This is a genomic window from Amphritea atlantica (assembly GCF_018860855.1).
GTDB lineage: Bacteria > Pseudomonadota > Gammaproteobacteria > Pseudomonadales > Balneatricaceae > Amphritea > Amphritea atlantica_A.
Genome location: NZ_JAHKQE010000045.1, coordinates 35,548 through 48,177, shown reverse-complemented (window position 1 = coordinate 48,177; position 12,630 = coordinate 35,548). Strand labels below are relative to the sequence as shown.

Here is a 12,630-nt window from a genome sequence, read left to right as displayed (position 1 = left end):
CACTAATATTAGTGGTACTTACCTTTTTGGCCGCATTGGGCTGGGTGTATGACCGGATCGTTTTCGCAGGTGCCCGTAATGCCCGAATCGCGGCGGCACAGCAGGCCAGTGGTGAGCTACCAGAGGAAACATTGGAACAGCTAAATAAAGAAAATGCGGTCGTTGATTTATGCCGTTCGTTATTTCCGGTTTTGCTGGTTGTGCTTATTTTACGTTCATTTGTTGTCGAGCCATTCCAGATTCCTTCCGGTTCAATGAAGCCTACACTAAAAATTGGCGATTTTATTCTGGTGAATAAATGGCATTATGGTTTCCGTTTACCGGTGATTGGAACTAAAGTTATTCCCATGAACATGCCGCAACGCGGAGATGTGGTGGTGTTTAAATATCCGAATGATCCTAGTATTAATTACATTAAGCGAGTGGTTGGATTACCCGGTGACCGCGTGAGTTATCAGGATAAAACGGTATACATCAATGGTCAGCCGCAAAAACAGCAGTTACTTGAGCAGTTGCCACCACAGAGTCCACGGTTATTATTGATGGATGAGGTGCTCGGGGATGTCAGCCATCAGATCTATCGAGATGTTGCCCCGCCACGTCGACCAGCTGAATGGGTTGTTCCTGAAGGACAATATTTTGTTATGGGCGATAATCGTGATAATAGTAACGATAGTCGTTTCTGGGGATTTGTCCCAGATGAGTTACTGGTCGGTAAGGCGTTTGCCGTGTGGATGCATTGGCCAGACTTTTTTACCTTACCTAACTTTAGTGATGTACGCACTATCCATTAAAAGGAAAATTGGGGTTAGTTATGTCGATACGAAATAAGCAGCGGGGCGTTTCATTCTTCTCGCTGATGATCATTTTGATTGTCGCGGGTGTTTTTTTTGCGGTTGGCATGAAGCTGTTTCCGGTCTATTGGGATCACAGTTTGGTGACATCAATGATGGAAGAACTGGTGGAAGAGCCTGAAACGAAAAAGGATTCACCAAACGAAACCCGACTTAAAATATCTAAGCGTCTGCGGATTAATCAGGTTTCGTTGCCGGTTAAAGACGCGATCATTATCGATGAAAAAGAAGGGGTGAAAAATATCATCCTGAAATACGATGTAACTGTACCCATGTTTTACAATGTTGATGCAGTGGTTAAATTCCACGAACAGTATGAAGTGATTATCCGTTGATTATTAAGCCTGCGACCGACCTCGCCAAGAAGCTGGGTTATCAGTTTAAAGACGAGAGCATGATTGAATTAGCTCTCACCCACCGTAGCCACGGGAAACGCAATAACGAGCGCTTAGAATTTCTGGGCGATTCGATTTTGAATTTCGTGATTGCAGAAGCCCTCTACCGACGTTTCCCTGAAGCGAAAGAGGGGCAGTTAAGCCGTTTAAGAGCTCAGTTAGTTAAGGGTGAAACGCTGGCTGAACTCGCTCGAGAGATGAAGCTTGGTGATTACCTGCGACTGGGTTCCGGTGAATTAAAAAGTGGTGGCTATCGTCGAGACTCTATTCTTGCCGATGCCGTTGAGGCGATTATTGGCGCGATCTATCTGGATAGTAATATGGATAGTTGCCGGCCCTATATTCTCGGTTGGTATCAGTCTCGTCTTGAGCAGACATCGTTGCTGGATACTAAGAAAGATTCTAAAACGCGACTGCAGGAGTTTCTACAGTCACGTCGGGCCCCGTTACCAGATTATGAGCTACTGTCCGTTAGTGGTGAAGCGCATAAGCAGACGTTTGAAATTCGTTGTGCTGTCTCTTTGTTGGATAAACCAACGGAAGGTAAGGGTAGCAGTCGTCGGCAGGCTGAGCAGAATGCGGCCAAAACCGCACTTGATAAACTGAAGGTGGTTAAATGAGTCGCGATCTGAGTTATCTGTTAGATCAGCCGAGTGAAGATCAACACTGTGGTTTTGTGGCCATCATCGGTCGTCCGAATGTGGGCAAATCGACGCTAATGAACAATATACTTGGGCAGAAGCTGAGTATTACCTCGCGTAAACCGCAGACAACCCGCCATCAGATTGTCGGCATTAAAACTGAAGGTGATGTTCAGGCTGTCTATGTAGATACTCCTGGGCTACATAAAGATCAGGATAAAGCGATCAACCGCTATATGAACAAAGCCGCCAGTTCTGCGCTGCGTGATGTTGATGTCGTGGTCTTTATTATCGACCGCACCGCTTGGACGGAAGAAGATGAAATCGTTTTCGAAAAATTGGGTGGTATCAAATGCCCAGTGATTCTCGTGATCAATAAAATTGATCAGCTAGATGATAAAGAATCACTTCTGCCACATCTCGAAATTTTGTCGCAAAAAATGGATTTCTTAGAAATTATTCCTATTTCGGCTAAAAATGGCACCAGTGTCGATCGTCTCGAAGCCGTGATTAACGAGCACCTGCCTAAGAGTATTCATTTCTATCCCGATGATCAGATCACCGATCGCAGTTCACGCTTCTTGGCGGCCGAGCTGGTGCGAGAGAAACTGATGCGTAATCTGGGTGATGAAGTACCCTACGGTACTACCGTCGAGATTGAAGAGTTTAAACGCAATGAACGAGGCATCTTGATTATTAGTGCCCTGATTCTGGTTGAACGAGAAGGTCAGAAGCGCATCGTGATTGGTGACAAGGGCGATAAAATTAAAGGTATCGGGCGTGACGCGCGTCTGGATATGGAAAAGATGTTCGATTCTAAAGTGATGCTGAATCTCTGGGTTAAGGTGCGTAGCAACTGGTCGGATGACGAGCGGGCCTTACGCAGCCTTGGATATAACGATATAGAGTGATTGTAGACCGCGGATGAGTTATCAGGTTGAAGCTCAGGCGGCTTACGTCCTGCATACCCGTCCTTACAGGGAAACCAGCTTACTGGTTGATCTGTTTACGCTGGAACAGGGTAAGGTCAGTGTCGTTGTCAAAGGTGCCCGCAGTCCGCGTTCTCGTATGCGGGCGATGATGCAGCCGTTTACCCCTCTACAGATAAATTTACGCGGTCGCCATGAATTGAAAACGCTGCTTCAGGCTGAAGCCGTTGCCGCCCCCGTGTTTCTTAAGGGTGATGCATTGATTTGTGGGCTTTATGTTAATGAGCTACTTGAACGTCTACTGCAGCCCTCCGATCCCCACCCTCATCTCTATGTTTTTTATCAATATGTCTTAAATGAGTTGCTAGCGGCGACCGATATTGAGCTGGCTTTACGAACTTTCGAACAGCAACTGTTGCAGCAATTAGGCTATCAGTTTGACGTTCAGGAGTGTAAACCCGAGACCATCTATCGCTACGAGTCTGCCCGAGGCTTTGTTGCGGTCAGCCAACTATCGGATGCGTTAAGACCGTTTTGTTTTAGTGGCGATCAGTTAATCGGTATTGTGGCGGAACAGTATCACCGCCCAGAGATTCGTCGTGCCGCTAAACGACTGATGCGACTGGCGTTGGAAACCCAACTGGGAAATCGGCCGCTGCGTAGCCGTGAATTACTTCAGGGTTATCGCCCGAAGGGGGCTTGATTGACATTATCGTCCTTGAATAAATATCGTCAGACTATTTCTCCGCTGATGATTCTAGTAAGCTTTAACTTTTAATTACTTTCTATTTCTTTACTGATGAAGAGGTTTACCGTGGTTGAGCCAAGCCGTTTACTACTGGGGGTCAATATTGATCATGTTGCCACACTGCGTCAGGCTCGAGGCACTCGTTACCCCGATCCGGTACAGGCGGCGGCTGTGGCTGAAGACGCCGGCGCCGATGGTATTACCGTGCATCTGCGGGAAGATCGACGCCATATTCAGGATCGTGATATCTATCTGTTAGCAGATACCCTGCAAACGCGGATGAACTTTGAGATGGCGGTAACTGACGAGATGGTGTCTATCGCCGAAAAAGTACAGCCAGGACACGCCTGTTTAGTCCCCGAAAAACGGGAAGAGCTAACCACCGAAGGTGGGCTAGATGTTGTCGGGCAGCTACAAAAAGTGAAGGCCGCCTGTGATCGCTTGGCGGCGGCTGGGGTGACGGCGTCTCTGTTTATTGATCCAGAAAAGGATCAGATAGAGGCCACATTGGCCTGTGGCGCACCGGTTATTGAACTGCATACGGGTGGCTATGCGGATGCGGAAACACCAGTGCAACAGCAAGCGGAATTAACGCGGATAAAAGAAGCGGCTGCCTATGCTTTTAGTAAAGGGTTAGTGGTCAATGCGGGCCACGGGCTGAATTATCATAATGTTGAGCAGATCGCTGAAATTCCAGAAATTAATGAGCTTAATATCGGTCATGGCATCATGGCTCGCGCTGTTTTTGTGGGCTTGAAAGAAGCCGTTGCCGAGATGCGCCGCTTGATGATGGAAACTCAGGTTCGGGTTCAATCATTAAGAGATGCTGTGCGTCGATGATTCTCGGTGTAGGGACGGACCTGTTAGATATCCGTCGTATTGGTCAGGCGTTGGAAAGAACGCCGCGTCTTGCTGAGCGTATTTTAACCACGACGGAGCTAGAGCAATTCGGCGCCTCTTCGCAACCGGTGAACTTTTTGGCAAAACGCTTTGCGGCTAAAGAAGCGGCGGTCAAGGCGCTGGGTACAGGAATTGGTCGAGGTATCAGTTGGCAACATTTTGCTATTAGTCATGATTCACTCGGCCGTCCATTGATTGAAATGAGCGGTGGAGCCTTAGAAAAAGCAGAGCAACGAGGTATTCGGCAGATTCATATCTCTTACAGTGATGAAACCGATCATGTGGTTGCCTTTGCGGTGGCAGAATCTTAAGCGTGGCGATTGTTCACTATAAATTCCAGTTTCTTTTTTATTGAGCTTTTAAGTCACCGCCGGTACTATTCTGATTATGTTTTTGGTATATAAAATTACTTTTTAATTCTCTTCGGTTATAAGTTTATATTGGCTGAAGATCGGTGGACATGCAGACGTATGAGTATGAACTTTCCAACCATTGAAGACTATGTGGGTAATACCCCCTTGGTTCGCCTGCAGAGGCTTAACATCGGGCGCGGTAATACGGTGCTCTGTAAATTGGAAGGCAATAACCCTGCCGGTTCAGTGAAAGATCGTCCCGCGATCAGTATGATTCAGCGGGCCGAGCAGCGTGGACAGATTTCACCGGGTGATACTCTGATCGAAGCGACTTCTGGTAATACCGGCATCGCTTTAGCGATGGCGGCAGCGATCAAAGGTTACAAGATGACGCTGATTATGCCGGACAATAGCAGTGAAGAGCGCAAAACGTCGATGACGGCCTACGGCGCAAAACTGATCACTGTCACGAAAGAGCAAGGTATGGAAGGGGCGCGGGATCTAGCATTACAGATGCAGGCTGATGGCCAGGGTATTTTGCTTGATCAGTTTGCCAATATGGATAACCCAGAAGCGCACTACCGAGGTACTGGGCCTGAACTTTGGCAGCAGACCGATGGTCGCATCACCCACTTTGTGAGTGCCATGGGAACCACCGGAACCATTATGGGAACTTCCCGTTATTTAAAAGAGCAAAATTCTGAGGTTCAGGTGATTGGTTTGCAGCCGGCAGAAGGTGCGTCGATTCCCGGTATTCGTCGTTGGCCTGAAGCTTATTTGCCTAAGATATTTGATGCGTCTCGGGTGGATCGTGTAATCGATATTACTCAGGAGGAGGCCGAGCAGACAATGCGTGCACTGGCCCGACAAGAAGGCATCTTCTGCGGTGTGTCATCTGGGGGAGCCGTCGCTGGTGCATTACGGTTAGCTCAAGAGGTTGAGAATGCGATTATTGTATGCATTATTTGCGACCGAGGTGATCGGTATCTTTCCACCGGGGTTTTTAGTCATTAAAACAATCTATTAAAGGAGCCTTGAGCTCCTTTTTTTACGCTTAGAGTGTCCGTTTTACGACCTTTGTTGATCAAGGCGGAGATTTTATCACGCTGAACTTACTCGCTATTAAAGGTCTGAAATAATAGAATGGGCCGCTGTATACGCTATTGGTTTTAACACAGATTTAAAAATAGGTCTGTTTCTGCTGCTGTTTTATCGCGGTATCCAGCAGAGCTAGAAAGCAATAGTTTTTAGGGTATCAGGCAACGAAGGGAGCGGCGTAGCGCTGTGGTAAAAGTACGCGAAGATCATCCGATACAAGCTGACGGTAGTGTCGATCTGGAAATGTGGCTCGAGCGGTTACAGGAACAGGTCGATGTTAAGGATATTGATACAGTCCGTCAGGCGTGTTTGTATGCTCAACAGCTAAAGGACGAGGCGGAGCCCTCTGAAGGTTCATGGAGTGATTGTGATAGTTATCTGACCGGTTTGGAGATGGCGCAGATTCTGGTTGAACTCAATCAGGATCAGGACGCACTAGTGGCGGCGATTTTGTATCGTAGTGTCCGCGAAAAACGTACCACGTTGGAAGATATCCGCCGTCGTTTTGGGCAAACCATTACCTCGCTCATTGATGGTGTATTACAGATGGCCGCTATCGGTAGCCGTCAGAATCCACGGCGTGAAAATGTCTTAGGCCAGAGTGGCAATCCGCTGGATAATGTCCGCAAGATGTTGGTCTCAATGATCGATGATGTGCGGGTTGTACTGATTAAGATTGCCGAGCGCACCTGTGCGATTCGGCGAGTTAAAGGCGATTCCCGCAAGAAACGCTATCTGGTAGCTCGCGAGGTGTTTGATGTCTATGCGCCGTTGGCTCACCGGCTAGGTATCGGCCAGATTAAGTGGGAACTGGAAGACCTCTCTTTCCGCTATCTGAAACCCAATGACTACAAACAGATAGCCTCCCTGCTGGATGAGAAACGTCTCGATCGCCAGCAGTTTATCGAAGACTCTGTCAATATTCTCAACACCGAATTAGAAAAGGTGAATATTGAAGGGGATGTGATGGGTCGAGCCAAGCACATCTACAGTATCTGGCGCAAAATGCAGCGCAAAAATATTGCCTTTAACCAAGTCTACGATATTCGCGCAGTAAGAATACTGGTGCCGGAAATACGCGACTGTTATACCGTGTTAGGTATCGTGCATGGTTTGTGGCGCAATATTCCTCATGAATTTGACGATTACATCGCGTCACCGAAACCGAACGGTTATCGGTCGCTGCACACCGCGGTGTTTGGTCCGTCAGGCAAAGTATTAGAGATCCAAATTCGTACCTTCTCAATGCATGAGGAAGCCGAGTTAGGGGTCTGTGCTCATTGGCTTTATAAAGGCACCGATACTCAGACGACCAGTACGAGTTACGAAGAGAAGATCGCTTGGTTACGTCAGGTATTGGAATGGACTGAAGATCTGGGTGAGTCAGAAGCTTTTTCTGAAGTGCTTAGTGGTGACGTTGCTCATGATCGAGTGTATGTCTTTACCCCCGATGGTCATGTTGTTGATATGCCGGTTAAATCCACGCCAGTTGATTTTGCTTATCGGGTACATACCGAGGTTGGCCACCGTTGTCGAGGCGCCAAAGTGAATGGCCGGATTGTGCCCTTGACGCGGCAGTTACAAACCGGTGATCAGGTAGAGATTCTGACGGCAAATGAGGAACACCCTCGACGTGACTGGCTTAACCCTAACCTTGGGTATATCACCAGCGCCCGTTCCCGCGCAAAGGTACAGCACTGGTTTAAACTGCAAGATAAAGATAAGAATGCTGCTGCCGGTAAAAAGATCATTGATCGTGAGTTCCGTCGTCTGGCATTAGAAAGTAATGATCTTAACTTTAGCAAGATGGCGAAAGCGGTTAATCATCGGACGGCTGAGGATATGTATGCATCCCTCGGTGCTGGAGATATTCGCCTATCACAGGTGATTAATGCCGCACAACAGCAGGTCGAAAGTGATCATAATCACGATGCCCAGCTGGATCTGGCCTTGCCGAACAATAGCGGCCGAGCCCAACGGGACAGTGTCGGCTCGGATGGTATTAATATCCGTGGGGTGGGTAATCTACTCACGACGATTGCGCCTTGTTGTAAGCCCGTGCCGGGAGATCTGATTATCGGTTATATCACCAAAAACCGAGGCGTCTCCATCCACCGTGAAGACTGTATTAACGTTTTTCAGTTGCGCCAGCATGAGGGTGAACGGGTGGTCGAGGTCAGTTGGGGTGAAGAAGCTGAATCGACCTACCCTGTGGATATCTATGTGGAAGCGTTTGACCGTGCAGGCTTGCTGCGCGATCTCATGATGGTGATGGCCAACGAGAATGTAAACCTAGTGGCGGCACATACCCAATCAGATAAGAAGAGCAATATTGCTCAGTTGACCCTGACTATTGAGATTAGTCGTCTTGAATTACTGGGTAAGATCATGGATAAAATCAATCAGATTCCGAATGTTACGGATGTTCACCGACAGCGGAGTGGCTCCTGATGGCGGTGCAATATACGCTTAACGATCTGATTGGCTTGATGGCAAGGCTACGCGACCCTGAGGATGGCTGTCCTTGGGATCTGAAGCAGGATTTTGCCAGTATTGTTCCCCACACCCTCGAAGAAGCCTATGAAGTGGCTGATACCATTGAACGGCAGGATTGGGACCACCTTCAGGGAGAGTTAGGCGATCTACTGTTTCAAGTGATCTTTTATGCCCGTTTAGCGCAAGAGGAGCGGCGTTTTGGGTTTGCTGAGATTGTCGATACTCTGGTGGCAAAACTGATTCGTCGTCACCCCCATGTTTTCCCCGACGGCACGTTGGAAAGTCGGCGTACGGCTGAGCCATTAGATGAACAGGCCATTAAAGAAACCTGGGAAGCGATAAAAGCGGCTGAGCGGGCTGATAAGCCGGTTGAAGAAGCGCGGGTGTTGGATGATATTCCGATGGCTTTGCCGGCGCTAAATCGTGCCGAAAAACTACAAAAACGTGCTGCCAGAGTGGGATTTGATTGGGGCGATGTACTTCCAGTGCTGGATAAAATCGAGGAGGAGATCGCTGAACTACGTGAGGCGATCGCTGCCGGCGATCCACTCGAGATGGAACATGAACTGGGTGATCTGATGTTTGCCCAAGTTAATCTTGCTCGCCACATGGGGATCAATCCAGAAAGTGCTTTGCGCTATACCAATCAGAAATTCACTAACCGCTTTAACTATATCGAAGATCACGTCGCTAAGAGTGGCAAGGGGTGGAAGGATTTCACCTTAGATGAACTCGATAGCTGGTGGGATGAGGCCAAAGAGAAAGGTTTATAGTCATGTCGGTTGGCAATCAACCATTAATATAACTGACGATAGATAACGCTTAGGCGGAGATCAAGCATGGGATCGACACAGTGGATTATTCTGGCGTTTATTATTATGGCTGGACTGGGGTATTGGAATTACCAACGAATGGATGGCCAGCGTAAAGAGTTACAAGCGGCCGGATTTCAGATCTCTGATGAGCTTAAAGGTAATCCAACACTATTAGTCAGTGCCTCTCAGCGTCAGATAGCCGTGTTAAATCCTTCTGGCTATCGGCGGTTTAGTTTTGATCAACTACAACGGGCCGAGGTTCGTTCGCACTCATTAGCCCAAACAGAAACTCGTTTTCGTGTTGCTCTGATATTAGATGGAGAACCGGACGTTGAAGTTGGCTTTGAGAATGAGACTCGAGCCGATATTGCACTCAAGAAATTACGGCAGCTGACCGGTTTTTAACATGCTACCTTTGCCTTGGTACTACTTGGTACTAAGATAGTATTTGTGCTTTGCACAAATCGTGTAATATCAATGTTAGTGTATAAACAATACTTTATGAATTGTATGTTGCAGATATGACAGGGGATGCGGAATGACGACGCTTCACGAAGACCTGCGGGACGACGTTCGGATGCTAGGGGACTGTCTTGGACAGACCATTGTTGCTCACAAAGGACAGGCATTTCTAGATAAAATCGAAACCATTCGAGCTCTGTCTAAGGCGGGGAGATCATCAGGTAAGCCCGTCGGTGACGAGTTGCTAAAGACACTCAGCGAACTCGATGATGATGATCTGTTACCGGTTGCACGGGCATTTACTCAGTTTCTGAATCTTTCCAATATTGCTGAAGAACATCACCGGGTGCGGCGTCGCTCGGGTGTCATGGATGTTTGCACCAGTGATTCTTTCTGCGGCTTGATTGGTCGTTTGGTCCAGCAAGGTTCCACCCCACAGCAGATTGCCGATGCGGTCTGCGATATGGATGTTGAGTTGGTGTTGACCGCTCACCCCACAGAAGTTAACCGACGTACCCTGATTCAGAAGTTTGATTCGATCACAGAATGTTTGCAACGTATTGATCGAGGTGAAGATCTACGCCACCGGCTGCATGACCTGATCAGTCAAGCGTGGCACACGGATACGATTCGTAAGCAGCGTCCTACACCGATTGATGAAGCTAAATGGGGTTTTGCGGTTATTGAAAACTCGCTGTGGGAGGCCGTACCGGTATTTCTGCGCCATATCGATCAGCAGTTATTTGATGCAACCGGTATTCACCTGCCCTTGACCCGCTCACCGGTTCGTTTTGCCTCTTGGATGGGCGGTGATCGTGACGGCAACCCTAATGTGACCTCCAAGACCACCGAGCAGGTGTTGTTACTGTCTCGCTGGATGGCCGCCGATCTGTATATCAGAGATATTGAGCGATTGCGTACCGAGTTATCGATGAGTGATTGCAGTGATGAGCTGCGACAACGGGTGGGCGATCATCCAGAGCCCTATCGGGAATTGTTACGAGAGGTCAGTCAGACGTTAACTAAGACTAAACACTGGGTGACCGAGCGGTTGGATGGACACCCTGTGGATAAAGAGGGTATCTATATTCTGCCGGATCAGTTGCTTGAACCGTTGCTACTGATTGATTCATCGCTGCGTCGTTGTCAGATGGATGTCATTGCTGAAGGCCTATTAAGCGACACTATCCGTCGAGTGGCCTGTTTTGGTATGAATTTGGTGAATCTGGATATTCGCCAAAATGCCGATCGTCATGCTGAAGTGCTGGATGAGTTGACCGGTTTTTACGGTATTGGCTGTTATAGCGAGTGGAGCGAGACTAATAAGCAGATGTTTCTGCTGAAAGAGTTGCAGGAAAAACGACCGCTCTTTCCCCGTGATTGGCAGCCCTCTGCGGATGTTCAGGAAGTGCTGGATACCTGCAATGTAGTGGCGCGAGAAGAGCCCAACTCATTGGGTTCCTACGTGATTTCGATGGCTAGTCAGCCTTCGGATGTACTGGCCGTTATTCTGTTACTCAAAGAGAGCGGTATTCAGCACAATATCCGTGTCGCTCCGTTATTTGAAACCCTAGAAGACTTAGATAACGCTGAGAACTGTATCCGGCAACTGTTGGCGATTCCTTGGTATAAGAACTACACCGAAGGTCATCAAGAAGTGATGATTGGCTATTCCGATTCATCTAAAGATGCGGGGCAGCTAGCCGCGGCTTGGGGGCAGTATCGGGCTCAGGAAGCGTTAACTAAGGTTTGTCAGGAGTATGACGTTCATCTAACGCTGTTTCATGGTCGTGGTGGCACCGTCGGCCGTGGTGGTGGCCCAAGTCATACTGCTATTCTAGCGCAGCCACCGGGCTCTGTTGCCGGGAGTTTGAGGGTGACGGAACAAGGGGAGATGATCCGTTTTAAATTTGGAATCCCCGACATTGCCGTACGAAACTTAGAGCTTTATACCTCAGCAACATTGGAAGCGACGCTGGCACCCGCCGCCGGGCCTAAACCGGAATGGCGTCAGCTCATGAATGAGATGGCGCAAACAGGCCTGACAGCCTATCGGCAGGTGGTGAAATTTGATCCACAGTTTGTCCCTTACTTCCGTTCTGCGACGCCGGAACAAGAGCTGGCAAAACTTCCATTAGGGAGCCGTCCTGCTAAACGTAAAGCCGATGGCGGTGTCGAGAGTTTGCGAGCGATTCCGTGGATCTTTGCTTGGACTCAAATTCGGCTGATGTTGCCCGCATGGCTAGGCAGTGATGTGGCCTTGCAGCAAACTATCGACAACGGGCAGTTTGATCTAGTCGAAACCATGCGCAGAGACTGGCCATTTTTCCGTTCCTATATGGATATGTTGGAGATGGTGGTGGCGAAGTCCGATGGTAATATCGCCGCCTATTATGAGAAACGTTTGGTATCTGAAGAGTTAAGCGTGTTAGGGGCAGATCTGCGCTACCGCTTGGCAAACACGATCGAGCTGGTGAAAAAGATCAAGCAGCAAGATGTTTTATTGGAGCATAGCCCTGTTATTCGTCAGTCGATCGAGGTGCGAAACCCTTATATCGATCCTCTGCATTTTCTACAGGCGGAACTGTTATACCGTGATCGAAATCAGCCGGATGAACGCTTAGAGCAGGCGTTGATGATCACCATGGCGGGTATTTCCGCAGGGATGCGCAATACTGGTTAAGCTGTCCTCAGCCCTTATTGTGATCATTCAATAGGGCTGAGTTTTCGGTTGATCGGTCAGGTCGAGAGTGAACGGTGTCTGGCAGACTTATTTGAGCGTTGTTGTTGATCGTGATTGATAACAAGGGTCAACAAAAGCGGATCTTATCCTTTTGGGGGGTTGCTACCTTAGACCGTTTTGACTACCCTCGATCGTTCTTTTTTCGCCCTTGTAGTGTAAATATTTCAGTATTGGCGAAAATTGCCTCCCACAATTG

The 12,630-nt window shown here is 48.4% G+C and carries 12 protein-coding genes; all 12 read left to right on the top strand.

Annotated features, from left to right (window positions below; all coding sequences use genetic code 11):
* Positions 1-794 (top strand): signal peptidase I (gene lepB, locus KO512_RS19025; protein WP_215953901.1); only part of this gene is annotated, 794 nt, incomplete at its 5' end.
* 20 nt (positions 795-814) lie between these two features.
* A complete protein-coding gene (locus KO512_RS19020; protein ID WP_215953900.1) occupies positions 815-1,189 on the top strand; it encodes a DUF4845 domain-containing protein in 375 nt (124 codons plus the stop codon).
* Positions 1,189-1,869 (top strand): ribonuclease III, encoded by a 681-nt coding sequence (gene rnc, locus KO512_RS19015; protein ID WP_215953902.1) that lies wholly within the window; start codon positions 1,189-1,191, stop codon positions 1,867-1,869. Before KO512_RS19020 ends, rnc begins: the two co-directional genes overlap by 1 nt.
* The gene (gene era, locus KO512_RS19010; RefSeq protein ID WP_215953899.1) at positions 1,866-2,801 is read left to right on the top strand and encodes a GTPase Era; all 936 of its coding nucleotides are present in this window, start codon (positions 1,866-1,868) and stop codon (positions 2,799-2,801) included. The genes rnc and era overlap by 4 nt, the downstream gene beginning before the upstream one ends.
* Before the next feature lie 13 nt (positions 2,802-2,814).
* Positions 2,815-3,522, top strand: coding sequence for a DNA repair protein RecO (gene recO, locus KO512_RS19005; protein WP_215953898.1), 708 nt, complete (start codon positions 2,815-2,817; stop codon positions 3,520-3,522).
* A gap of 111 nt (positions 3,523-3,633) precedes the next feature.
* Entirely contained in the window at positions 3,634-4,407 is a 774-nt protein-coding gene (gene pdxJ, locus KO512_RS19000; RefSeq protein WP_303493450.1) for a pyridoxine 5'-phosphate synthase, read from the top strand.
* On the top strand, positions 4,404-4,778 hold the full coding sequence (gene acpS, locus KO512_RS18995) for a holo-ACP synthase (RefSeq protein WP_215953896.1): 375 nt from the start codon (positions 4,404-4,406) through the stop codon (positions 4,776-4,778). Before pdxJ ends, acpS begins: the two co-directional genes overlap by 4 nt.
* 159 nt (positions 4,779-4,937) lie before the next feature.
* Complete coding sequence (gene cysM / locus KO512_RS18990) at positions 4,938-5,834, top strand: cysteine synthase CysM (RefSeq protein WP_215953895.1); 897 nt, start codon at positions 4,938-4,940, stop codon at positions 5,832-5,834.
* 270 nt (positions 5,835-6,104) lie between these two features.
* Positions 6,105-8,369 (top strand): GTP diphosphokinase, encoded by a 2,265-nt coding sequence (gene relA, locus KO512_RS18985; RefSeq protein WP_215953894.1) that lies wholly within the window; start codon positions 6,105-6,107, stop codon positions 8,367-8,369.
* On the top strand, positions 8,369-9,187 hold the full coding sequence (gene mazG, locus KO512_RS18980) for a nucleoside triphosphate pyrophosphohydrolase (protein ID WP_215953893.1): 819 nt from the start codon (positions 8,369-8,371) through the stop codon (positions 9,185-9,187). The genes relA and mazG overlap by 1 nt, the downstream gene beginning before the upstream one ends.
* Before the next feature lie 66 nt (positions 9,188-9,253).
* The gene (locus tag KO512_RS18975; RefSeq protein WP_215953892.1) at positions 9,254-9,634 is read left to right on the top strand and encodes a hypothetical protein; all 381 of its coding nucleotides are present in this window, start codon (positions 9,254-9,256) and stop codon (positions 9,632-9,634) included.
* A gap of 133 nt (positions 9,635-9,767) precedes the next feature.
* Positions 9,768-12,374 carry a phosphoenolpyruvate carboxylase gene (gene ppc / locus KO512_RS18970; RefSeq protein WP_215953891.1) on the top strand — a complete coding sequence of 869 codons (2,607 nt, stop codon included), beginning with the start codon at positions 9,768-9,770 and terminating at the stop codon, positions 12,372-12,374.
* The last annotated feature ends 256 nt before the right edge of the window (positions 12,375-12,630 follow it).

Bases quoted from the DNA above. Each gene is read 5' to 3' on its own strand.
- KO512_RS18975 (WP_215953892.1), top strand. From the start codon at position 9,254: ATGGGATCGACACAGTGGATTATTCTGGCGTTTATTATTATGGCTGGA.
- era (WP_215953899.1), top strand. From the start codon at position 1,866: ATGAGTCGCGATCTGAGTTATCTGTTAGATCAGCCGAGTGAAGATCAA.
- KO512_RS19020 (WP_215953900.1), top strand. From the start codon at position 815: ATGTCGATACGAAATAAGCAGCGGGGCGTTTCATTCTTCTCGCTGATG.
- acpS (WP_215953896.1), top strand. From the start codon at position 4,404: ATGATTCTCGGTGTAGGGACGGACCTGTTAGATATCCGTCGTATTGGT.
- mazG (WP_215953893.1), top strand. From the start codon at position 8,369: ATGGCGGTGCAATATACGCTTAACGATCTGATTGGCTTGATGGCAAGG.
- recO (WP_215953898.1), top strand. From the start codon at position 2,815: ATGAGTTATCAGGTTGAAGCTCAGGCGGCTTACGTCCTGCATACCCGT.
- ppc (WP_215953891.1), top strand. From the start codon at position 9,768: ATGACGACGCTTCACGAAGACCTGCGGGACGACGTTCGGATGCTAGGG.
- cysM (WP_215953895.1), top strand. From the start codon at position 4,938: ATGAGTATGAACTTTCCAACCATTGAAGACTATGTGGGTAATACCCCC.